At 64.1% G+C, this 19,849-nt stretch carries 22 protein-coding genes and 1 tRNA gene; 8 read left to right on the plus strand and 15 right to left on the minus strand.

Annotated features, from left to right (window positions below):
- Nucleotides 1-190: 190 nt before the first annotated feature.
- Complete coding sequence (ybiB, locus tag QCE83_RS01010; protein ID WP_309807112.1) at nucleotides 191-1,162, minus strand: DNA-binding protein YbiB; 972 nt, start codon at nucleotides 1,160-1,162, stop codon at nucleotides 191-193.
- 350 nt (nucleotides 1,163-1,512) lie between these two features.
- Between ybiB and QCE83_RS01015 the strand changes: the two genes are divergently transcribed.
- The 3 genes from QCE83_RS01015 to QCE83_RS01025 are packed head-to-tail and all read left to right on the plus strand — an operon-like array spanning nucleotide 1,513 to nucleotide 3,495.
- A complete protein-coding gene (locus QCE83_RS01015) occupies nucleotides 1,513-2,211 on the plus strand; it encodes a fumarylacetoacetate hydrolase family protein (protein WP_309807113.1) in 699 nt (232 codons plus the stop codon).
- A 10-nt stretch (nucleotides 2,212-2,221) separates the two neighbouring features.
- Nucleotides 2,222-2,866, plus strand: a complete 645-nt coding sequence (maiA, locus tag QCE83_RS01020) for a maleylacetoacetate isomerase (protein WP_309807114.1) — start codon at nucleotides 2,222-2,224, stop codon at nucleotides 2,864-2,866.
- On the plus strand, nucleotides 2,863-3,495 hold the full coding sequence (locus QCE83_RS01025) for a LysE/ArgO family amino acid transporter (RefSeq protein ID WP_309807115.1): 633 nt from the start codon (nucleotides 2,863-2,865) through the stop codon (nucleotides 3,493-3,495). The genes maiA and QCE83_RS01025 overlap by 4 nt, the downstream gene beginning before the upstream one ends.
- Nucleotides 3,496-3,546: 51 nt before the next feature.
- Here QCE83_RS01025 and ftsY read toward each other — a convergent pair whose 3' ends face one another.
- Nucleotides 3,547-4,782 (minus strand): signal recognition particle-docking protein FtsY, encoded by a 1,236-nt coding sequence (ftsY, locus tag QCE83_RS01030; RefSeq protein WP_309807116.1) that lies wholly within the window; start codon nucleotides 4,780-4,782, stop codon nucleotides 3,547-3,549.
- 269 nt (nucleotides 4,783-5,051) lie between these two features.
- Between ftsY and rsmD the strand changes: the two genes are divergently transcribed.
- The 3 genes from rsmD (at nucleotide 5,052) to QCE83_RS01045 (ending at nucleotide 6,620) form a co-directional block, all read left to right on the plus strand.
- On the plus strand, nucleotides 5,052-5,678 hold the full coding sequence (gene rsmD, locus QCE83_RS01035; protein WP_309807117.1) for a 16S rRNA (guanine(966)-N(2))-methyltransferase RsmD: 627 nt from the start codon (nucleotides 5,052-5,054) through the stop codon (nucleotides 5,676-5,678).
- 100 nt (nucleotides 5,679-5,778) lie between these two features.
- A complete protein-coding gene (coaD, locus tag QCE83_RS01040) occupies nucleotides 5,779-6,285 on the plus strand; it encodes a pantetheine-phosphate adenylyltransferase (protein ID WP_309807118.1) in 507 nt (168 codons plus the stop codon).
- A gap of 77 nt (nucleotides 6,286-6,362) precedes the next feature.
- Nucleotides 6,363-6,620, plus strand: coding sequence for a YfhL family 4Fe-4S dicluster ferredoxin (locus QCE83_RS01045; RefSeq protein ID WP_309807119.1), 258 nt, complete (start codon nucleotides 6,363-6,365; stop codon nucleotides 6,618-6,620).
- 15 nt (nucleotides 6,621-6,635) lie between these two features.
- On the opposite strand, the gene hisC is transcribed toward QCE83_RS01045, so the two are convergent.
- From hisC to QCE83_RS01085, 8 genes are all read right to left on the minus strand, one after another.
- A complete protein-coding gene (hisC, locus tag QCE83_RS01050; RefSeq protein WP_309807120.1) occupies nucleotides 6,636-7,703 on the minus strand; it encodes a histidinol-phosphate transaminase in 1,068 nt (355 codons plus the stop codon).
- Nucleotides 7,704-7,715: 12 nt separating this feature from the next.
- Nucleotides 7,716-8,318 carry an aminoacyl-tRNA hydrolase gene (pth, locus tag QCE83_RS01055; protein WP_309807121.1) on the minus strand — a complete coding sequence of 201 codons (603 nt, stop codon included), beginning with the start codon at nucleotides 8,316-8,318 and terminating at the stop codon, nucleotides 7,716-7,718.
- 125 nt (nucleotides 8,319-8,443) lie between these two features.
- Nucleotides 8,444-9,064, minus strand: a complete 621-nt coding sequence (locus QCE83_RS01060) for a 50S ribosomal protein L25/general stress protein Ctc (RefSeq protein ID WP_309811349.1) — start codon at nucleotides 9,062-9,064, stop codon at nucleotides 8,444-8,446.
- A gap of 155 nt (nucleotides 9,065-9,219) precedes the next feature.
- Nucleotides 9,220-10,173: a ribose-phosphate pyrophosphokinase gene (locus tag QCE83_RS01065; RefSeq protein WP_309807122.1), complete on the minus strand. Its 954-nt coding sequence runs from the start codon at nucleotides 10,171-10,173 to the stop codon at nucleotides 9,220-9,222.
- 50 nt (nucleotides 10,174-10,223) lie between these two features.
- A tRNA-Gln gene (locus QCE83_RS01070) sits at nucleotides 10,224-10,300 on the minus strand.
- A 55-nt stretch (nucleotides 10,301-10,355) separates the two neighbouring features.
- Nucleotides 10,356-11,237, minus strand: a complete 882-nt coding sequence (gene ispE, locus QCE83_RS01075) for a 4-(cytidine 5'-diphospho)-2-C-methyl-D-erythritol kinase (protein ID WP_309807123.1) — start codon at nucleotides 11,235-11,237, stop codon at nucleotides 10,356-10,358.
- 28 nt (nucleotides 11,238-11,265) lie between these two features.
- Nucleotides 11,266-11,886 (minus strand): lipoprotein insertase outer membrane protein LolB, encoded by a 621-nt coding sequence (gene lolB / locus QCE83_RS01080; RefSeq protein WP_309807124.1) that lies wholly within the window; start codon nucleotides 11,884-11,886, stop codon nucleotides 11,266-11,268.
- On the minus strand, nucleotides 11,886-13,763 hold the full coding sequence (locus QCE83_RS01085; RefSeq protein ID WP_309807125.1) for a tetratricopeptide repeat protein: 1,878 nt from the start codon (nucleotides 13,761-13,763) through the stop codon (nucleotides 11,886-11,888). The genes lolB and QCE83_RS01085 overlap by 1 nt, the downstream gene beginning before the upstream one ends.
- Nucleotides 13,764-13,847: 84 nt before the next feature.
- Here QCE83_RS01085 and mutM point away from each other — a divergent pair, with 84 nt between their 5' ends.
- Complete coding sequence (gene mutM / locus QCE83_RS01090; protein ID WP_309807126.1) at nucleotides 13,848-14,678, plus strand: bifunctional DNA-formamidopyrimidine glycosylase/DNA-(apurinic or apyrimidinic site) lyase; 831 nt, start codon at nucleotides 13,848-13,850, stop codon at nucleotides 14,676-14,678.
- A gap of 5 nt (nucleotides 14,679-14,683) precedes the next feature.
- Nucleotides 14,684-15,745 carry an A/G-specific adenine glycosylase gene (gene mutY, locus QCE83_RS01095; RefSeq protein ID WP_309807127.1) on the plus strand — a complete coding sequence of 354 codons (1,062 nt, stop codon included), beginning with the start codon at nucleotides 14,684-14,686 and terminating at the stop codon, nucleotides 15,743-15,745.
- A 14-nt stretch (nucleotides 15,746-15,759) separates the two neighbouring features.
- On the opposite strand, the gene QCE83_RS01100 is transcribed toward mutY, so the two are convergent.
- The 5 genes from QCE83_RS01100 to hpf all read right to left on the minus strand — a co-directional run bounded on the left by QCE83_RS01100 (nucleotide 15,760) and on the right by hpf (nucleotide 19,831).
- Nucleotides 15,760-16,401, minus strand: coding sequence for an LON peptidase substrate-binding domain-containing protein (locus QCE83_RS01100; protein WP_309807128.1), 642 nt, complete (start codon nucleotides 16,399-16,401; stop codon nucleotides 15,760-15,762).
- A gap of 34 nt (nucleotides 16,402-16,435) precedes the next feature.
- Nucleotides 16,436-17,332, minus strand: a complete 897-nt coding sequence (gene rapZ / locus QCE83_RS01105) for an RNase adapter RapZ (protein ID WP_309807129.1) — start codon at nucleotides 17,330-17,332, stop codon at nucleotides 16,436-16,438.
- Nucleotides 17,333-17,450: 118 nt separating this feature from the next.
- Nucleotides 17,451-18,419, minus strand: a complete 969-nt coding sequence (gene hprK, locus QCE83_RS01110) for an HPr(Ser) kinase/phosphatase (RefSeq protein WP_061172712.1) — start codon at nucleotides 18,417-18,419, stop codon at nucleotides 17,451-17,453.
- 201 nt (nucleotides 18,420-18,620) lie between these two features.
- Nucleotides 18,621-19,076: a PTS IIA-like nitrogen regulatory protein PtsN gene (ptsN, locus tag QCE83_RS01115; protein ID WP_309807130.1), complete on the minus strand. Its 456-nt coding sequence runs from the start codon at nucleotides 19,074-19,076 to the stop codon at nucleotides 18,621-18,623.
- Between the two features lie 395 nt (nucleotides 19,077-19,471).
- On the minus strand, nucleotides 19,472-19,831 hold the full coding sequence (gene hpf, locus QCE83_RS01120) for a ribosome hibernation-promoting factor, HPF/YfiA family (RefSeq protein ID WP_309807131.1): 360 nt from the start codon (nucleotides 19,829-19,831) through the stop codon (nucleotides 19,472-19,474).
- Between the last annotated feature and the right edge of the window lie 18 nt (nucleotides 19,832-19,849).

Raw genomic sequence — 19,849 nt, forward strand, 5'->3', positions numbered from 1 at the left:
GGGCGGAGGACCGGGCGCCTTGCGACGCACGGCGCTACGTCTGGCGACTTACGCTAGACGTAGCGATAGGGGCCGCGCTAGGCGGCCCGAAATAATTCGGAGGGAGGTGTTCGGGGTGAAGCTCATGCGCTCGACTTTAAACCACCGTTGAATACCGTGTCAAATGGCGATCTCGATGAAGCTCGGCCGCTCAGGCGCTCCGGCGCACCACGTCGCTGATCACTTCCACCTGCCGGGCGACCGCCGGCGGCACCGGAATATCGCCGCGCAGCACGCATTCGGTCCAGCGCGCGGTGGTGGCCGCGTCCAGCGCTTCGGGCAGATCCACATGCGGCGCGTGTGCCTGCGAATGCTCCGGGGAAAGCAGCGTTTCGACGCGGCCGTCGTGGAACCAGTCCACCTGCACCTGACGGCGCGTGTCCGCGACGGCCTCGCCTTCCGTGCCGCGCGCCAGCAGCGCGCCGCCCGCCGCGGCTTCCGGATGCGCGGTGAACAGGCCGGTGAGGCTGTCGCGATATTCCGGATGCGTGTAGTTGACGAGTCTCAGCCCCGGCTCCGCGAACGGCTGGAGAATCTTGACGAGCGTATGGGTCGAATTGCGCACGCCCATCCGGCGCCGCAGCGCCAGCAGCCGCGCGAGCTTCGGCGCGAGCACGGTAATGGGCGCGAACGCCAGGCGGCGCGAGGCGAGACTGTCTTCGATTTCGTCATGCGAAGCGGCATGCGCGATGCCGAGCTCGGCGAAGATCTCGGCGCTGGTGATGCGGCCGGGATCGTCGCTGACGCCGTGCACCAGCACGGGCACACCCTCGCGCGCCAGCAAGTGCGACAGCAGCGGCACGAGATTCGGGGTCTTGCGCGCGCCGTTGTAGCTCGGAATGGAAACCGGCCGCGCGTGTTCGCGGCCATCCTGGACGTGCAGCGGCTCGAACGACCGATGCGCGGCCGCCAGCATGGCGTTCAGTTCGGCGGACGTTTCGCCTTTCACGCGATACGCGAGCAGCACGGCGCCGAGTTCGAGCTCGGGCACGCGCTCGTCGAGCATCGCTTCGTAGAGTGCGTAGGTGTCGTCGTGCGAGAGGGCGCGCGCGCCGTTCGGTCCACGGCCGATTTCCTTGATATAGCGTGCGCAGGGGAAGACGGGAAGAGCAGAGTCGGTCATCGGAGAGGGGCGCGGGCCGGGCGCTCACGTGAGTGTTCGGATGCGTCTTTGTGAGCGATGCCGCCGCGCATTTTCAGGGTGCAGGAATAACATTCAGTACCGCATTTGGCGGGCGTACGCAAGTTGCGACGGCCTTCGGTCAGCCGCGCCATTTGTCTGACGGCTTGCTGCCATCCTCTTCCGGCACGCTTCGCGCCAGCGCGCCGAAAGCTCTGAAAGCCGCGCCGCACAAGGCGCACCGGCCTCGCCACGAGTTGCGCGGGCACGTTAAACTCCTTCTTTTCACGCAGCGTGCGGCCGAACCGCGCGTTCAAGCTTTGCCAATCCAGAATCAGCTAAAGGAGAGCGGGATGACTTTTGTGTTTCCTCCGGCGTCGGCCGCGGCCGTGCCCGTCGACGGTTCGAACGAGCAGTTTCCCGTGCGCCGCATCTACTGCGTCGGACGCAACTACGAGGCCCACGCGCGTGAAATGGGTCACGACCCGGATCGCGAGCCGCCGTTCTTCTTCAGCAAGCCGGCCGACGCCGTGCTGAATGTCGCGCCCGGCGCCACCGGCGAGTTTCCGTATCCGTCGCAGACCAAGAACCTGCATTTCGAGATGGAACTGGTCGCGGCGATCGGCAAGCAGGGCAAGGACATTCCCGCCGAACGCGGGCTCGATTACGTCTACGGCTACGCGCTCGGCCTCGACATGACGCGCCGCGACCTGCAAGCCGAAGCCAAGAAGCTCGGCCGTCCGTGGGACACCGCGAAGGGCTTCGACCACTCCGCGCCGATCGGTCCCATTCACCCGGTGTCGAAGGTCGGACACCTGGAAAAGAGCGCGATCTGGCTGACCGTCAACGGCGAGGAAAAGCAGCGCTCGGATATCTCGCAGCTGATCTGGTCGGTGGGCGAGACGGTGGCCTACCTGTCGACGCTGTTCGAGCTGTTCCCCGGCGACCTCATCTTCACCGGCACGCCCGAGGGCGTCGGCGCGGTCGTGAAGGGCGACTTGCTGAAGGGCGGTGTGGACGGCATCGGCGAATTCTCGGTGCGTGTGGTCTGAGCCCGCGGCCATGAAGCTCTACAGCTATTTCCGCAGTTCGGCGGCGTATCGCGTGCGCATCGCGCTGAACCTCAAGGGGCTCGACTACGAGTACGCCGCCATCCACCTGCTGCGCGACGGCGGCGAACAGCTCAAGGCCGACTATCGCGCGGTGAATCCGGACGGCATCGTGCCGGCGCTGGTCGATGGCGACGACACGCTCACGCAGTCGCTCGCGATCATCGAATATCTGGAGGAGACGCATCCGGAGCCGCCGCTGCTGCCGAAGCATCCCGCCGATCGCGCGTTCGTGCGCTCGGTGGCGCTGCAGGTCGCATGCGAAATCCATCCGCTCGACAATCTGCGCGTGCTCAAGTACCTGAAGCACCAGGTCAAGGTGCCCGACGAATCGAAGGATGCGTGGTATCGGCACTGGGTGGAAACCGGCTTCGAATCGTTGGAACAGCGGCTCTCCACGGACCGGCGCGTCGGCGCGCTGACCTTCGGCGACACGCCCACCGTCGCCGATCTCTGCCTCGTGCCGCAGGTGTTCAATGCGCGGCGTTTCGGCATCGACGTGAGCCGTTATCCGACCATCGAGCGCATCGCCGATCACGCAGGCACGCTGGACGCCTTCGCCCGGGCCGCGCCGGCGCAGCAGCCGGACGCGGAATGACGGCGGCGGTTGCGGCCGGAGCGCTGCCGGGTTTCCTGTCGGGCGCGGGACTCGGCGCGAGCCTCATCATGGCAATCGGCGCGCAGAATGCCTTCGTGCTGCGGCAAGGGCTGAAGCGCAGGCATGTCGGCGTCGTCGTGACGATCTGCGCGGCGATCGACGTGCTGCTGATCGCGCTGGGCGTCGGCGGCATGGGCGCGCTCATTTCGCGGGCGCCCGTGCTGCTCGACGTGATCCGCTTGGCGGGCGCGATTTTCGTGTTCCTGTACGGCGTGCGCGCGTTCCTCGCGGCCTGGCGCGGCCCCGGACATCTGCATGCCACGGACGGCGAAACGCAGACGGCGCTCGGCGCGGCGTCGACGGTGCTGGCGCTGTCGCTGCTCAATCCACACGTTTATCTCGACACCGTCGTGCTGCTTGGCGGCATCGGCGCGCAACGCGGCTGGCCCGGCAATGCGTGGTTTGCAGCGGGCGCCATGTGTTCGTCGATTATCTGGTTCACCGCGCTCGGCTATGGCGCGCGCTTGCTGGAGCCATGGTTCGAGAAGGACGTCTCGTGGCGCGTGCTGGATGTGATCGTGGGCTGCGTGATGTGGTGGATCGCGGCGTCGCTGCTTCTGGCACGATGAAAAAAGGGGCGTTCGCAACGAACGCCCTCTCTCTTTCGGCAGGCCCCGCATTCAACCCAGCAATGCGTCCGCGAATTCCTCCGCGCTGAACGGCTGCAGATCCTCGACCTTCTCGCCCACGCCGATGAAATAAACCGGAATGGGCCGCTGCCGTGCGATGGCCGCGATGATGCCGCCCTTCGCCGTGCCATCCAGTTTCGTGACGATCAGGCCGGTGAGGCCGAGTGCGTCGTCGAACGCCTTCACTTGCGCGAGCGCGTTCTGGCCGGTGTTGGCATCGATCACGAGCAGCACTTCGTGCGGCGCATCGGGCATGGCCTTCGCGATCACGCGGCGCACCTTGCGCAGCTCTTCCATCAAGTGCAATTGCGTGGGCAGGCGTCCGGCGGTGTCGGCCATCATGACGTCGATCTTGCGGGCGCGCGCCGCACCGACCGCGTCGAAGATCACCGCGGCGGCATCGCCGCTTTCCTGCGCGATCACGGTCACGTTGTTGCGTTCGCCCCAGACCATCAACTGCTCGCGCGCGGCGGCGCGGAAGGTGTCGCCGGCGGCCAGCAGCACCGACTGGTTGAAGCGCTGCAGATGCTTGGCCAGCTTGCCGATACTCGTCGTCTTGCCGACGCCGTTCACGCCCGCGATCATCATCACCAGCGGCTGTGCGCGGCCGAGCATCAGCGATTTTTCGAGCGGACGCAGCAGGTCGATCAGCAGTTCACGCAGCGCGGCCTTGACCTGCGATGCCTCGGTCAGACGTTCCGAGCGCACTTTCTCGCGCAGCGATTCGAGCAGGAACTCGGTGGCGTCGATGCCGGCATCGGACATCAGCAGCGCGGTCTCGAGTTCTTCGTACAGATCCTCGTCGATCTTCGCGCTGACGAAGATGCCCGTCAGGTTGGAGCTCGTCTTCGACAGGCCGTGACGCAGGCGCGAGAGCCAGGATTTCTTCGCGGCGGGGTCGGCATCGGGCGGCGGGACGATTTCCTCGCTCGCCTGATCCGTTTCCGGGCCGCGCGACCATTGCGACTGCGTGCGGCCTTGCCAGTAGGGTTTTGCGTCCTCGGCGTGCGCTGACGGGACAGGTGCAGGTGCGGGTGCAGGTGCCGGCGTAGGGGCGGGCGCAGGCTCAGCAGGCTCATCCTGTGGCGCTTCTTCCGCCGCGAGCGCTTGCCGTTCGAGTTCGGCGTCGGATACTTCTTCCTCGCCGGACGCCTCGGGCGACAAGTCCTCGGGCGTGTCGAGCGGCTCGTCAGCCGGCTTTTTGAATTTCTTGAAGAAGCTGAACATGGGTGCGTGGCGATGATGCGCGCGTCATCCGTCGGCCTGTCGCGTGCGCCCGCCGGGCGCCTCGCCGGCAAGCCCGCGCGAAGGAATGGAAGCCGCGTATTTTATCAGGCGCGCCGAGCCCTTTCCGGGGCGCAAGCGCACGGTTCGCGGCACCATGGGCCGCTGTGGTAACGTGGGCGCTCGATGCGCACGAAAACCAAACGCAAACAAGCGTAAACAAACGCAAGCCTGACCAAGACTGCGCGCCCGAAATCGAATCCCGTTGCCTCATGCCTCGCTCCCCAGTTCCTCGCTCCGTTCTGCCCAGCCATACGCCTTCGCGCGGCGGCAAACCTCACACCATCCGCATCATCGGCGGCGACTGGAAGCGCACGCCGCTGCCGGTGCTCGATCTCGACGGCCTGCGTCCCACGCCCGACCGTGTGCGCGAGACGCTCTTCAACTGGCTCGGACAGGACATGAGCGGACAGCATTGTCTCGACCTGTTCGCCGGCAGCGGCGCGCTCGGCTTCGAAGCGGCGTCGCGCGGCGCTGCCCGCGTGCTGATGGTCGAGCGCAACGCGAAGGCCGCCGCGCAGATGCGCGCGAACCAGGCGAAGCTCGGCGCGCGCAACATCGAGATCGCTGAAGCCGACGCGCTGCACCTGGCCGCCAGTCTCGCGCCCGGCAGCTTCGACGTCGTCTTCCTGGATCCGCCGTTCGGCGATCAGGCGCTGCTCTTGCGCGCGCTCGAACTGGCGGCGCCGCTCGTCAATGCCGATGGCGCGCTCTACGTCGAATGCGGCGATTCGCTGGATGCGTCGCAGATCGAAGCGCTGGCCGGCTGGTCGGTGGTGCGCGACGGCAAGGCAGGTGCGGTTCGCTATCATTTGCTGCGCCGCCAAAATGAGGAATAATGCGCGTTCCCCAGACTGGCGCAGCCGGTGATGAGGGACGTGAAGCAGAACAGGTCGTCGCAACGACGCGGCCCAAGGTCAATTGGAAGAGGAGAAGCCCATGGTTGTCGCCGTGTATCCGGGAACGTTCGACCCGCTGACTCGCGGGCATGAGGACATCGTCCGGCGCGCATCGAGCATCTTTGATCAGCTCGTCGTGGGCGTGGCGGACAGCCGGGCGAAGAAGCCGTTTTTCTCGCTGCAGGAAAGGCTCGATATCGCGCACGACGTGCTCGGTCACTATCCCAACGTGCAGGTGAGCAGCTTCACCGGTTTGCTTAAGGACTTCGTGCGCAAGAACAACGCGCGCGTCATCGTGCGCGGCCTGCGCGCCGTGTCGGACTTCGAATACGAATTCCAGATGGCCGGCATGAACCGCTATCTGCTGCCCGACGTCGAGACGATGTTCATGACGCCGTCGGATCAGTACCAGTTCATCTCGGGGACGATCGTGCGCGAGATTGCGCAGCTGGGCGGCGATGTCAGCAAGTTCGTGTTCCCGTCGGTGGAAAAGCGGCTGACCGATAAAGTGGTTATCCTGTCTCAGAAGGATTCCGCGGCGCCCTGAAGCGCCGGACCCGCCACCCGGATGACCGGGCGCGCGGGTTTCATGCCGGTGCGAGAACCGGCGCAAGAGAGTGAAGCATGTCTTTGATCATCACCGACGAGTGCATCAACTGCGACGTTTGCGAGCCCGAGTGCCCGAACGACGCCATTTCGATGGGTCCCGAGATCTACGTGATCGACCCGAACAAATGCACGGAGTGTGTCGGCCACTACGACGAGCCGCAGTGCCAGCAGGTCTGTCCCGTCGAATGCATTCCGCGCGATCCGGCGCACGTCGAAACGCCGGAACAGTTGCTCGTCAAATACCGCGCGTTGATGGCGGCGAAGGGCGAATAAGCCCTTCCTCCGCGCTCAGCCGATCACTTCCTTCAAGGCCGCGACCAGCGAATCGCATTCAGCCGGCGTGCCGATCGAGATCCGCAGATGCTGGTCGATGCGCGGCAGCCTGAAGTGACGCACGAAGATCTCCCGAGTCTTGAGCGCGGCGGCGAGCGTCGCGGCGTCGTGCGCGGGATGCTTCGCGAACACGAAATTCGCAGCCGACGGCAGCACATCGAAACCCAGTTCCTGTAGCTGCGCCACGAGCGTTTCACGGCTCGCCACGACCTTCGCGCAACATTGTTCGAACCACGACGGATCTTCGTAGGACGCCTGCGCCGCAACTTGTGCCAGCCGGTCGAGCGGATACGAGTTGAAGCTGTCCTTCACGCGCGTCAGCGCTTCGATCAACCCGGCATCGCCGAATGCGAAGCCCACGCGCATGCCGGCCAGCGAGCGCGCCTTCGACGTCGTCTGCACGACCAGCAGGTTCGGATAGGCGTCAATCAGACTCACGGCCGATTCCGCGCCGAAATCCACATACGCTTCATCGACGATCACCGGCGCGTCCGGATTCGCCTTCAGCAGCACCTCGATCTCGGACAGCGGCAAGGCGCGGCCGGTCGGCGCGTTCGGATTCGGCAGCAGCACGCCGCCGCTCGGCGCACGGTAATCGTCGACATCGATGGCGAAGTCCGCGTTCAGCGGAATCGTCCGGTACTCGACGCCGTACAGCTGCGCATACACCGGATAGAAGCTGTAGGTGATGTCGGGGAAGGCGATCGGCCGCTCATGCTTCAACAGCGCCTGAAACGCATGCGCCAGCACTTCGTCCGAACCATTGCCGACGAACACCTGCTCGACGCGCAGACCATGATGCCGCGCGACGGTTTCACGCAGCGCGCGCGCGGTCGGATCGGGATACTTGCGCAACGACGCGCCGTCCTCGCCGAGTTCGCGGCGAATGGCCTCGAGCACGCGCGGCGACGGCGGATAGGGATTCTCGTTGGTATTCAGCTTGACGGGATGCCCCAGCGCGGGCTGTTCGCCCGGCACATACGGCGTCAGTCGATGAACGATGTCGCTCCAGAAACGGCTCACGATCGGCTCCAGTCAGGGGTTACGGTGCAGGTTCATCATCGCGCGCTCGGTTTCCCCGGCGACGACGAAAGGCATCACGGCGAGCGCGCGCTCGATCGACTGATCGATCACGTCCTGCTCTTCGCGACGCGGCGGCTTCAGCACGAAGTTCGCGACATCGGGCTTGGCGCCCGCGCGCGCGCCTTCGGGAATCAGATCGCGCGGATGCCCGATGCCGATACGCAAGCGCCAGTACTGCTGCGACGACAGATGCGCGGAGATGTCCTTGAGGCCGTTGTGGCCGCCGCTGCCGCCGCCGAGCTTCATCTTGACGGTGCCGGGCGGCAGGTCGAGTTCGTCGTGCGCGACGAGGATTTCATCGGGCAGGATCTTGAAGAACTGCGCGAGCGCGACCACCGATTGCCCCGAACGGTTCATGAAGGTCTGTGGTTCCAGCAGATGCACTTCGTGGCCGTGCAGGCGTCCCTTGCCGTAGAAACCGTGGAAGCGGCGTTCGTCGCGCAGCGTGGCGCCGGCGTCGCGTGCCAGTTGGTCGACGAACCAGAAGCCCGCGTTATGCCGCGTCGCGGTGTATTCGGCGCCCGGATTGCCCAGGCCGACGATCAGCTTGATCATGTCGAATCAGCGCAAGCCCGAAGGCCCGCTTGGTCAGAAGCCAAAAAAAACCCGCCGGGCTTGCGCACCGGCGGGTCACGTCGACCGCCCTTGCGGACGGATCGAGAGGATAGCGATAAAGACGCTTATTCGGCAGCCGGCGTTTCGCCTTGAGCTGCTTCGCCAGACTCTTCCGACACGACGGCAGCCGGAATGGTCGCCGAAGCCACCACCGGGTTTTCTGCGTCGACGGCGATCGTCAGGCTCACGCCCTTCGGCAGCGCGATGTCCTTGGCGTGCATCGTCTGGCCGGCTTCGATCTTGGCCAGATCGATTTCCAGGAACTCAGGCAGGTCTGCCGGCAGGCATTCCACTTCCAGTTCCGTCACGACGTGGCTGATCACCGCGCCCGACAGCTTCACGGCCGGGTTGGTTTCCTGGTTCATGAAGTGCAGCGGCACCTTGGTGTGCAACTTCTTGTTCGCGTCAACGCGTTGGAAGTCCACGTGCAGCACGTACTGCTTGAACGGGTGGTATTGCACGTCGCGCAGGAGAACCTGTTGCGACTTGCCGGCCACTTCCAGTTCCAGGATCGACGAATGGAACACTTCTTTCTTCAGGGCATGCCACAGGGCGTTGTGATCGAGTTCGACCAGTTGAACGTCCGCAGCACCACCGTACACGATACCCGGGGTCTTGCCCGAGTTGCGCAGGCGGCGGCTCGCACCCGTACCTTGCTTGCTACGCTCGAAAGCGACGACTTTCATGTTTGACTCCTCTATCTGCCCGCGACCAGGCAGGGAAACCGGGATCATCGAAAAGGTGTGATCCCACAACAAGCGATGCGAACCTTCGTACGTTCGCACCGATCATGCAAAAAGACGCGAAGCTTGAGGGCTTCGCGTCTTTTCGCCAATTCTGCTTAACCTTCGGCGAACAGCGAGATCACCGAGTCGCCGCGCCGGATGCGGGAGAAGGTCTCCGCGAGCAGGCCTGCGCTCGACAGCGGGCGGATCTTCGCGCACGCCAGGGATTCGGCCGAGAGCGGAATGGTGTCCGTCACGACGAGTTCATCCAGTTCCGACGCCGTGATGCGCGCCGCCGCGCCGCCCGACAGGACCGGGTGGGTGGCGTAGGCGAACACCTGCTTGGCGCCGCGCTGCTTCAGCACTTGCGCGGCCTTGCACAGCGTGCCGGCGGTGTCGACCATGTCGTCCATGATGACGCAGGTACGGCCTTCGACTTCACCGATGATGTTCATCACTTCGGCGACATTCGCCTTCGGACGACGTTTGTCGATGATCGCCAGATCCGTGTTCAACTGCTTCGCGAGCGCACGCGCGCGCACCACACCGCCGACGTCCGGCGACACGACCAGCAGATGGTCATGATTCTGCTTGCGCAGATCGCCGAGCAGCACGGGCGTCGCGTAGATGTTGTCGACGGGGATGTCGAAGAAACCTTGAATCTGGTCGGCGTGAAGGTCCATGGTGATCACGCGATCGACGCCGGCAATTTCCAGCATGTTCGCGACGACCTTCGCCGAGATGGCCACGCGCGCCGAACGCGGACGGCGGTCCTGGCGTGCATAACCAAAGTAGGGGATGGCTGCGGTGATCCGGCCAGCGGATGCGCGCTTGAGCGCATCGACCATGATCATCAGTTCCATCAGATTGTCGTTCGTGGGAGCGCAGGTGGACTGCAGCACGAACACGTCCTTGCCCCGAACGTTTTCCTGAATCTCGACCATGATCTCGCCGTCGGAGAAACGGCTGACCATCGCTTTGCCAAGTGGGATTCCAAGGATTTTGACGACTTCCTGTGCAAGCGCGGGATTGGCGTTGCCAGTAAAAACCATCAGGCCGTCACTGCTCATCGTGCACCTGTCTGCGGCTGGGGGCGAGAGGAAAAACGCGAGAAAAAGAATGGCAGGGGAGGAAGGACTCGAACCCTCGCATGCCGGAATCAAAATCCGGTGCCTTGACCAACTTGGCGACTCCCCTACACTAACTTTGAGCTTCGCCGGGAAGTGTAGGACATGCCCGGCAAAACAAAACCTTATGACGCGAAAGCGAAGAGAGGATGAGAATCCAGACTTGCCGTTACCACACTCTTCCAGCTTGCCGGCAGTTTGACTTGCGCCATTTCTGCTTCGGCTCGGCTGGGGAAAGCGGCAAACACGCTTGCTCCAGATCCGGTCATTCGCGCTGGCGCGAGACTGGAAAACCACTCGAGCACTTGCGCAACTTCCGCGTACTTTCCTGCAACTACAGCTTGCATGTCATTTCGACCGAAGCTGTCTGGCCAGTTAGTGTCTGACCTTTGCTGTGCAAGAAAGTCCATCATTGTGGCGACTTTCGTATCCCGTGTCAAGCTTTTTTCGGAGAAAATCGCCGCGGTTGGGACGTGGACAGCAGGATTCACCACCAGGAAGAAACGTTGCGGCAGTTTTACTGCTTGCAGCGCCTCGCCCACTCCTTCTGCGAATGCATTTTGCCCAAAGACAAAAAACGGCACGTCCGCGCCGAGTTGCAGGCCGAGATTCTGCAGAATCTCACGCGAAAGATCAACACCCCAGAGACGATTCAACGCCAAAAGAGTCGTGGCCGCGTCGGAACTGCCTCCGCCGAGGCCCGCGCCCATCGGCAGGCGCTTGTCGATCTCGATGTCCACGCCATGCTGCACGCCCGTGTGCTGCTGGAGCAGGCGGGCGGCGCGTACCACGAGGTCGTCGGATTCGGCGACGCCCGGCACGTCCGTCTTGCGGCGGATGACGCCGTCATCGCGCCGCGTGAAGTGCAGGCGGTCGCCCCAGTCGAGCAGCTGGAAAACCGTCTGCAACGAGTGATACCCGTCCGGACGGCGTCCCGTGATGTGCAGGAAAAGGTTCAGCTTCGCCGGCGCGGGACAGTCACGGAGCGAATCGTGGGGTGCGGACATGCGGAGTATTCAAACAAGTGCGAAAACGTTACTGGTCGAGCACCAGCTTGATGTCGAGCGGCGGCTCGCTGCGCGAGAGATTCACGCGCTTGACGCCGGTGGCGGGCGCATCGGCATAGGCCAGATAGTCGATCGTCCAGCCGTCCTGCTTGATCTCCTTCGGACGGCCATTGTTGGCTTCGGGATCCAGCGTGGTCTGCGCGCGGGAAGTGGGCGCGGCCGACGGCTGCAGCCAGTAGCGCAGACCTTCCACCGGCAGCCCGAAGCCAAGCGTGTTCTGCATGAGCTGCGACACGTTGTCGGCGCTGGCGGGCTGCCGGTTCGGCAGTTCGAGCGTGGCGAGCGACGGCGACGACGTCACGATCGCCATCGTCTGGCCGAGCGGATTGCGCAGTTGCAGCGTGACGGTGTCGCCGGTTTCCTGCCAGTCGAAGTTGCCATACGCGTTGCGCTGCACGCCGTTCTGGTCGTTGTACTGCACCGAGAACCGGCCGTGGTACTCACGGCTCGTCTGCGTCGAGAGGGACGTGCTGGCGTTGGACGTCGTGGGAAGCCGCGGCTGGAGCGCGCAACCGGACATCGCGAGTACGGTTGCGAGGCCGAGCGCACCGCGTCGAAGGGATGCGCCGGCGAGAAAGTCGAATGCCATCAAAGATCGTTTACCTGGAGTCGTTTGAGCGTTTTGACGAGCGTGTCGTTGTCCGGTTCGAGTTTTTGCGCCTGGCGCCACGTGGCGCGCGCCTCGTCCTGCTGGCCGGACTTCCACTGGACTTCGCCCAGATGCGCGCCGATCTCCGCGTTCGGCTGGATCTTGTACGCGCTCGACAGGATCTTTTCCGCTTCCGCCGCATTGCCCTGACGGAAGCGCGCCCAGCCGAGGCTGTCCATGATGAAGGCGTCATTGGGCGCGAGCGCCACCGCTTTCTCGATCAGCTTCACCGCTTCGTCGAGCCGCTGGTTGCGATCGACCAGCGAGTAACCGAGCGCGTTGTAGGCCTGCGGATTGTTCGGCTGCGTGCGCATCAACGTGCGCAGCTGCGTTTCCATCACGTCGTAGTGGCCGTTCTTCTCGGCGGCCATTGCGTAGTCGTAGATCAGATCGGGATCATCGGGAAAGGCCGCGACAGCCTTCGCGAGGTTCGCTTCCGCTTCCGGATAGCGATGCGCCTCGAACAGAATGGCCGAGTCCGTGCGCGCGAGCAACGCGAGGTCGCGCGGGTCGGAGCTCTGCAGGTTGCCGAGCAGCGCGCGCGCTTCATCGACCTTGCCCTGCTTCGCGAGGATCTGCGCACGCGTGATCTGCGCGGGCAGGTATTGCTGGCTCGTGCGCGGAATGCGGTCGAGCCACTGGCTCGCGACGTCGTCGTTCTTCTGTTCCAGCGCCATCTGCGCCAGATAGATGTACGCCTGTCCCGGGTCCGCGCCGGGCGTGTTCTCCGCAGCCTTCGCGTACTGGTTCAGGTAGTCCTGCGCCTTGTCGAACTGCTTCTTCTGGATGTTGATCAGCGCGAGCGCCATCAGCGGCGTCAGGTCCTTCGCGTCGTTCTTGCGCATGATTTCGAACTGCTTCTGCGCGTCGTCGAGCCGGTCGGCCGACAGATACAGCTGCGCCAGCGCAAGCCGTGCGTCATGCGATTTCGGGTTCTTGTCGACGTACTTCTCGAACGAAGCGATCCCTTCCTGACGTTCCTGCGGACCCATGCGCGCCAGCGTCAGTGCGGCGGGCAGATAGTCCGGCTTGAGCTGCAGCGCCTTTTCGAGCGACGCCTTCGCGCCCGGCTGATCGTCGGCGAGCAGTTGCTGGCGTGCGAGTGCGAGTTGCGCTTCGGGCCGGTCCTGATCGTTGGCGATCAGGTCCTTCAGGACATTCAGACCGCCCACCCGATTCGGCCCGCGCGCCAGCAGCGCCTGCAACGACAACAGCGCTTCGCCGCGCTGCGCGGGCGCCACTTTCGCGAGTTCGCGTTCGAGCGTGGGCTTCGCGTCTTCCGGCTTGCCGGCAACGATCTGCAGCGACGCGCTCAACTGCGAGGCGCGTTCCGAATGCGGTGCGAACTGTTGCCAGAGTTGTGCCGAGGTGAGCGCGTCGTTCGGGCTCTGCGCGGCGATGGCGATCTCGGTCGCGCGCTGCGCGAAACGCGGATCGTGCGTGTCGCGGGCCAGGGCGAGATAGGTCTGGAAGGCGGGCGCGGGCTGACCGCGCTGCAAGGCGACTTCCGCGGCCAGAACCTGGAACACGATCTGGCTGGACATCGATACGTTCGGCAGGTCCTGCGTTTCACTGCCGCTGACCGGCGCGGTGAGCAGCTCGGCGGCGTTCTGCGCGTCGGCCTGGTCGTCGCTGCCTGGAGCGGAGGTTGCGCCTGGAACGGGTGAAGCATTGGGTTCCTGAGCGTGTACGGGCGTGAACGCAAGCGCCGACATCGCAAGCGCGACGGCGCCGGCGATGCGCGACATGGGCATGGCGAACGAATGCGCCAAGCCGGCCTGACGCTTCGCAAACAGCTTCATGACGAACGGGTTCATGGAATTCCAGACGATGTTTCGGTCGATTGTAACGCGGTCGCTAAAATACCGGCACAACGCTCCAGCAAGTCTCACTCCACACAAATGCCCGAACTGCCAGAAGTCGAAGTCACCCGCCGGGGAATCGAACCGTATGTCGCCGGAAGGCGCGTCGAGCATGTCGATGTCCGCACGCCGGCCTTGCGCTGGCCCATCCCGGCGCACCTGCCGAAGACACTCGATCGTCTGAAGATCGAACGGGTCGAGCGGCGCGGCAAGTATCTGTTGTTCGAAACCGTGGAGGGCTGGCTGATCGTTCATCTCGGCATGACCGGCACGTTGCGCGTCCTGCGCCACACGCCGCGTCCGCCTGAGGCCGCGAAGCACGATCACGTCGATATCGTGTTCGACGATTTCATCCTGCGCTTTCGCGATCCGCGCCGTTTCGGCGCGATTCTCTGGCATCCCCGCGCCGATGGCGACGTCTTCGATCACCCGCTGCTCGCGAGTCTCGGCGTCGAGCCGTTCTCGCCGGAGTTCTCGGGCGCGCTGCTGTTCCGGGAGACGCGCGGACGCAAGGTGTCGGTGAAGCAGGCGCTGCTGGCGGGCGGGATCGTCGTGGGCGTGGGCAACATCTACGCATCGGAGAGCCTGTTTCGCGCCGGCATCCGCCCGACGACCGCCGCCGGACGGATCTCGCTCGTGCGCTACGATCTGCTCGCCGACGCGGTGCGCGTGACGCTCGCCGCCGCCATCGAAAAGGGCGGCAGCACGTTGCGCGATTTCGTCGGCAGCAATGGCGAATCGGGCTATTTCCAGCTCGACTACTTCGTCTATGATCGCGCGGGCCTGCCGTGTCACGTCTGCGGCACGCCGATCAGACAGATCGTCCAGGGGCAACGCTCCACCTACTTCTGCCCGCGCTGCCAACGCTGATTCCGATGCTCGCTCTCACCGATTTCTCCACGCGCCTGATCGCGTGGCAACGCATTCACGGCCGCCACGACCTGCCGTGGCAAAACACGCGCGATGCGTATCGCATCTGGCTGTCGGAGATCATGCTGCAGCAGACGCAGGTGTCCACCGTGATCCCGTATTACGCGCGCTTTCTCGAACGGTTTCCTTCGGTGACGGCGCTCGCCGATGCCCCGCTCGACGACGTCATGGCGCTCTGGGCCGGTCTCGGCTACTACTCGCGGGCGCGCAACCTGCATCGTTGCGCGCAGGCCGTCGCGTACGAGCACGGCGGCGCGTTTCCCCAGACGGTGGACGAACTGGCCGAACTGCCGGGCATCGGCCGCTCGACGGCGGCGGCCATTGCGTCGTTTGCGTTCAGCGCGCGCGCGACGATTCTCGATGGCAACGTGAAGCGTGTGCTGGCGCGGGTATTCGGCGTCGAAGGCTTTACAGGCGAAAAGCGCGTCGAAAACGCGCTATGGACGCTTGCCGAATCGCTGTTGCCGGATGCCGCGAAACCGGATGAAGTCACCGCGTACACGCAAGGTCTGATGGATCTCGGCGCGACGCTGTGCGTGCGCGGCAAGCCCGATTGCGCGCGTTGTCCGTTCATGGCGGACTGCGTCGCGAAGGTCGAGGGGCGGCAGCGCGAGTTGCCCGCCGCCCGGCCGAAGAAGACCGTGCCGACGCGCAAGACCTGGATGCTGGTGCTGAAGGACGGCGATTCCGTGCTGCTGGAAAAGCGCCCGCCCACGGGTATCTGGGGCGGCCTGTGGAGCCTGCCCGAAGCGGCCGACGAGACGGCGCTCGCGACGCTTGCGCAGAGCTTCGGCGGCGATGAGTCCTTGCAGCGGCTCGCACCGCTGACCCACACGTTCACTCACTTCAAGCTCGATATCGAGCCGCGTATCGGCGTGGCGCGTGGTGCGCCGCTCGAGGCGATGAACAGCGAAACCGTGTGGGCGCCGCTTGCGCGCATCGATGCGTACGGCGTGCCCGCGCCCGTGCGCAAGCTGCTCGACGCGCTGAGCGGTTCGCTGCTCTGAGGCGAAGCGACGCTTCAGAGCAGCTGATGATGCTGCATGTAGTGATGCACGACATCGATGCGGGCGCCGGCGTCCATCAGTTCCATGAGCTTCTGGCGGGCGCGCATCGGGATCGGCAGGATTTCGGAGAGGCGGTTGGACACCCAGGTGGGATCGTCGAACAGGAAGGGTTCGACGAACGGCAGATTCTGCGGCTCGCGCTCCCGGATCGTATCGATGATGCGCTCCAGCACTTCCGCGCACGCGCCGAACTTGGCCAGCGTTTCCGTGCCCTGCAACGGCTGGTCGTCGCCCAGCAACTGCACGGTGCCGACCAGCAGGTTGCTCGGCTCGACCCGATGATCGATCAGCTTGAAACGCGCCGTGCCGCGCGCCTGCACGAGCAGAAGGCCGAAGGTATCGACATCGCATTCGGCGATCTCGGCCAGACAGCCAATCGGCTCAGGCACCGACGGATCGCCCGGCGAGGCAACTTCATGCCCGCTTTTCAGCAGGCAGACGCCGAACGGCGATTGCTCGCGCAGACAGGCGCGCGCCATGTCCAGGTAGCGGGCCTCGAAGATCTTGAGCGGCAGCAGGCCGCCGGGAAACAGCACGGTGTGAAGCGGAAACAGCGGCAGATCGTCCAGAACCGGATTCGCGGGAATCGAAGACATCGCGTCCCTCCAGGGTGGATCGCCGGCGTGGCGATCAGGTTCGCGCGTGAACCGCGTCGCCATCCACCGGGATGGGCGCGTCACGATGCCGCACGATCACATTGGCCTGGTCGCGAAAACGCGCGGCAAGCGCCTCCGCGATGAACACCGAACGATGCTGTCCGCCCGTGCAGCCGACCGCAACGGTCAGATAGCTGCGATTGTCGTCGCGAAAACGCGGCAGCCATTTGCCGACGAACGCCCCAATGTCCTCGATCATCTCGCCGACCAGCGGCTGCGCCGAGAGGAAGTCGATGATGGGCTTGTCGCGGCCCGTGAAGGGGCGCAGTTCCCGATCGTAGTACGGATTGGGCAGGGTGCGGACATCGAACACGAGATCGGCATCGAGCGGCACGCCGCGCTTGAAGCCGAACGATTCGAACATCAGCGTGAGATCGGCCGCGTCGGTTTCGACGAAGCGCTTGACCCACGCGCGCAGCACGTTCGCGCGCAGATTACTGGTGTCGATCTGATGTCCGTATTCAGCAAGGCCGGCGACGAGTTCACGCTCGCGCTCGATGGCCTCGGCCAGCGAGTTCAGCAAGCCGACATCGGCTTCGCGCATCGGCGGACCGGACAGCGGATGACGCCGGCGTGTTTCGGAAAAGCGCTGGATGAGCGACTGCGTGCTCGCGTTCAGGAACAGCACGCGCAGGTCGTATTCGGCCGAGAGCGTGTGGATGATGCTGGGGACTTCATCGAGCGAAAGGCTGGAGCGCGCGTCGATGGCGACGGCCAGGCGGGTCTGTCCTTCCTTCGCGAGATGGGCGGCAAGTTCGGGCAGAAAACGTGGCGGCAGGTTGTCGACGCAGTAGTAGCCGCCGTCTTCCAGCGCGTTCAAGGCTACGGACTTGCCGGAACCGGAGATGCCGGTAATCAGGATGATACGCATGGGAATCGGCTCGTTCGCTTAATCTTAGCACCTGCTCTTGATTCGAATCCGGACGCGAAATGATCGCTGCGGTCGCTGCAATCCACGTTACGCACATTGCGTACGTTACGCGACCGCCTCAGATCAGCTTGCCGGGAAACTGGCTGTCCGGATCCTGCATGGCGAGCCGCTGACGATCCATGAAGTCGCGCAAGGTATCGATGCCGCGCAGTTGCAGGATCGTGTTGCGCACCGCGGCTTCCACCAGCACAGCAAGGTTGCGGCCTGCTGCCACCTGGATGGTCACTTTGCTGATCGGCAGGCCGAGGACGTCGACGGTCTGGCTCTCCAGCGGCAGGCGCTGGAATTCGCCGTCGGGACGGCGCACCAGCTGCACGATCAGCTTCAGTTTCATCTTCCGGCGCACGGCGGTCTCGCCGAAGATGGTCTTGATGTCGAGCAGGCCCAGGCCGCGCACTTCAAGCAGGTTCTGCAGCAGTGGCGGGCAGCGGCCTTCGACGAAATCCGGGCCGAGCCGCACGAAATCGACGGCGTCATCCGCCACCAGGCCGTGACCGCGGCTGATGAGTTCCAGGCCCAGTTCGCTCTTGCCGAGACCGGAGTCGCCGGTGAGCAGCACGCCCATCCCGAGGATGTCGATGAACACGCCATGCAAGGTCGCGCGCGGCGCAAGGATGCGCGACATGTAGGCGCGCAGGCTGTCGATGACCGCCGCCGCCGACATGCGCGTCGTGAACAGCGGCGTCGACGAGCGCGTGCAGCGCAGGACCAGTTCCGGCGGCGCGCCGACTTCGCCCGCGACGACCAGGAACGGCGGTTCGAGCGCGATCAGTTCGGCCATGTGGCGCGAACGATCTTCGTCGGATTGGCGCTGGTAGTAGTTGATCTCGGCGTCGCCGAGCACCTGGATACGGTTCGGGTGGATCAGGTTCAAATGGCCGACGAGGTCGGCGCTCGACGTCGCGTTCGCTACGGTTTCGCTCGAGAAACCGCGCTCCCAGCCTTCATGCCCTGTGAGCCAGCTGAGCTTCAGAGTGGCGGCGTTGTCGTCGAAAATGCTTTGGGCGTTGATGCTGGACGTATCCATGAGGCCGGAACTCCGTTGGAAGCCGGGAGCAGCCTTCGCTTGACGACGAAGCGGGTTGCTTCGATACGCCGCATGGCGCTGCTTTTGACCGATTGTGCCCCAGAAGCCTGACGTAAGCGAGGCGCGTCCAATGCGGGAGCGGGACGGACGCGAATAGGACGGACGCGCTCTGGACGCGTATCCGCCCGGGTCGTGCGGCTATTACGGTTGCCACTGCGTGAGCACTTGATAGAGCGCCTCACGATTTTCTTCCTTGTGCAGACGCTCGCGCGCGTCGCTGTCGGAGAGCAGTTGCGCGATCTCCGAGAGAATTTCCAGATGCTGCTGGGTGGCCTGTTCGGGCACGAGCAGGAAGATCAGGAGAGAGACCGGCTGGCCGTCGGGGGATTCGAACGCGACGGGTTCGGACAGGCGCACGAACGCGGCGAGCGGCTGCTTGAGTCCCTTGATGCGGCCATGGGGAATGGCGACGCCTTCGCCGAGGCCGGTCGAGCCGAGTCTTTCACGAGCGAAGAGGTTGTCGGTGACGATACTGCGGGCGATACCGTTCTGATTTTCGAAGATCAGGCCCGCTTGCTCGAATACACGTTTCTTGCTGGTAACGGACAGTCCGAGAACGACGTTCTCGATGGGAAGAAATTTGGCTAAACGATTCATGTTGGCAGGCTGATGCGTGGCCTGATAGCTCCTCATCGTGGCTGCTGTCTGAAAGCGCTCACGGCGATGTGAAACGGAAGTGCGCTGACGGCGGTTCCCTGCAGCGTGCCTGTCGTGTGGCCCCGAAAAATTACCGGACCATTATAGAACAGGCCTTACTGCGATGGTGCGCCGCGCAAACGTACGGTTGACGATCCAATGTGCAGTACAAAACACTGAAAATCAATGGCTTGGGCGAATCACGGCCAAAATGCAACAAAAAAGCCGCCAGGCAAGGCGGCTTCTGTTCGATGCAACTCCGTCAGGCGCGTGTCAGAAGATTCGAGGTTTTCCTCCAAATGCACCCGCGCACCCGCCGTGGTTCGGACGGCGGGCCTGCGGTGCATCGGTCAGTCTCACGGCGACGGCGCCTCGATGCTCTGCGGCTCCGCGTGGTACTTCACGGATTCATGCGCGTGGCCCTGGATCTTGTCCTTGTGCTTGATGACCTGGCGGTCGAGCTTGTCGACCATCAGGTCGATTGCCGCGTACATATCAGCGTCACAACTCTCGATGAAAATGTCCTTACCCTTGAGGTGCAGGTTGATTTCAGCCTTTTGCCGCTTGTCCTTTTCCCTATGATTGTCGACCGAGAGGACAACGTTGCCGTCGATAACTTGATCGAAATGACGGAGCACCCTGTCCAGCTTCGTGATCACGTACTCGCGCAACGCAGGCGTCAATTCGAGGTGATGTCCGCTGATCTTCAGATTCATAGTTGCTCTCCAAGCTAG

It is taken from the genome of Caballeronia sp. LZ034LL, from assembly GCF_031451215.1.
Classification (GTDB): Bacteria; Pseudomonadota; Gammaproteobacteria; order Burkholderiales; family Burkholderiaceae; genus Caballeronia.

Excerpts from the sequence above, each read along its gene's own strand:
- hpf (WP_309807131.1), bottom strand. The coding sequence starts at position 19,831 with ATGAATCTGAAGATCAGCGGACATCACCTCGAATTGACGCCTGCGTTG.
- ptsN (WP_309807130.1), bottom strand. The coding sequence starts at position 19,076 with ATGAATCGTTTAGCCAAATTTCTTCCCATCGAGAACGTCGTTCTCGGA.
- lolB (WP_309807124.1), bottom strand. The coding sequence starts at position 11,886 with ATGGCATTCGACTTTCTCGCCGGCGCATCCCTTCGACGCGGTGCGCTC.
- pth (WP_309807121.1), bottom strand. The coding sequence starts at position 8,318 with ATGATCAAGCTGATCGTCGGCCTGGGCAATCCGGGCGCCGAATACACC.
- rapZ (WP_309807129.1), bottom strand. The coding sequence starts at position 17,332 with ATGCGTATCATCCTGATTACCGGCATCTCCGGTTCCGGCAAGTCCGTA.
- QCE83_RS01025 (WP_309807115.1), top strand. The coding sequence starts at position 2,863 with ATGACGGCGGCGGTTGCGGCCGGAGCGCTGCCGGGTTTCCTGTCGGGC.
- QCE83_RS01085 (WP_309807125.1), bottom strand. The coding sequence starts at position 13,763 with ATGAACCCGTTCGTCATGAAGCTGTTTGCGAAGCGTCAGGCCGGCTTG.
- QCE83_RS01015 (WP_309807113.1), top strand. The coding sequence starts at position 1,513 with ATGACTTTTGTGTTTCCTCCGGCGTCGGCCGCGGCCGTGCCCGTCGAC.
- ybiB (WP_309807112.1), bottom strand. The coding sequence starts at position 1,162 with ATGACCGACTCTGCTCTTCCCGTCTTCCCCTGCGCACGCTATATCAAG.
- maiA (WP_309807114.1), top strand. The coding sequence starts at position 2,222 with ATGAAGCTCTACAGCTATTTCCGCAGTTCGGCGGCGTATCGCGTGCGC.
- mutY (WP_309807127.1), top strand. The coding sequence starts at position 14,684 with ATGCTCGCTCTCACCGATTTCTCCACGCGCCTGATCGCGTGGCAACGC.
- QCE83_RS01100 (WP_309807128.1), bottom strand. The coding sequence starts at position 16,401 with ATGTCTTCGATTCCCGCGAATCCGGTTCTGGACGATCTGCCGCTGTTT.
- ispE (WP_309807123.1), bottom strand. The coding sequence starts at position 11,237 with ATGTCCGCACCCCACGATTCGCTCCGTGACTGTCCCGCGCCGGCGAAG.
- mutM (WP_309807126.1), top strand. The coding sequence starts at position 13,848 with ATGCCCGAACTGCCAGAAGTCGAAGTCACCCGCCGGGGAATCGAACCG.
- rsmD (WP_309807117.1), top strand. The coding sequence starts at position 5,052 with ATGCCTCGCTCCCCAGTTCCTCGCTCCGTTCTGCCCAGCCATACGCCT.
- hprK (WP_061172712.1), bottom strand. The coding sequence starts at position 18,419 with ATGGATACGTCCAGCATCAACGCCCAAAGCATTTTCGACGACAACGCC.
- ftsY (WP_309807116.1), bottom strand. The coding sequence starts at position 4,782 with ATGTTCAGCTTCTTCAAGAAATTCAAAAAGCCGGCTGACGAGCCGCTC.
- QCE83_RS01045 (WP_309807119.1), top strand. The coding sequence starts at position 6,363 with ATGTCTTTGATCATCACCGACGAGTGCATCAACTGCGACGTTTGCGAG.
- QCE83_RS01060 (WP_309811349.1), bottom strand. The coding sequence starts at position 9,064 with ATGAAAGTCGTCGCTTTCGAGCGTAGCAAGCAAGGTACGGGTGCGAGC.
- coaD (WP_309807118.1), top strand. The coding sequence starts at position 5,779 with ATGGTTGTCGCCGTGTATCCGGGAACGTTCGACCCGCTGACTCGCGGG.
- QCE83_RS01065 (WP_309807122.1), bottom strand. The coding sequence starts at position 10,173 with ATGAGCAGTGACGGCCTGATGGTTTTTACTGGCAACGCCAATCCCGCG.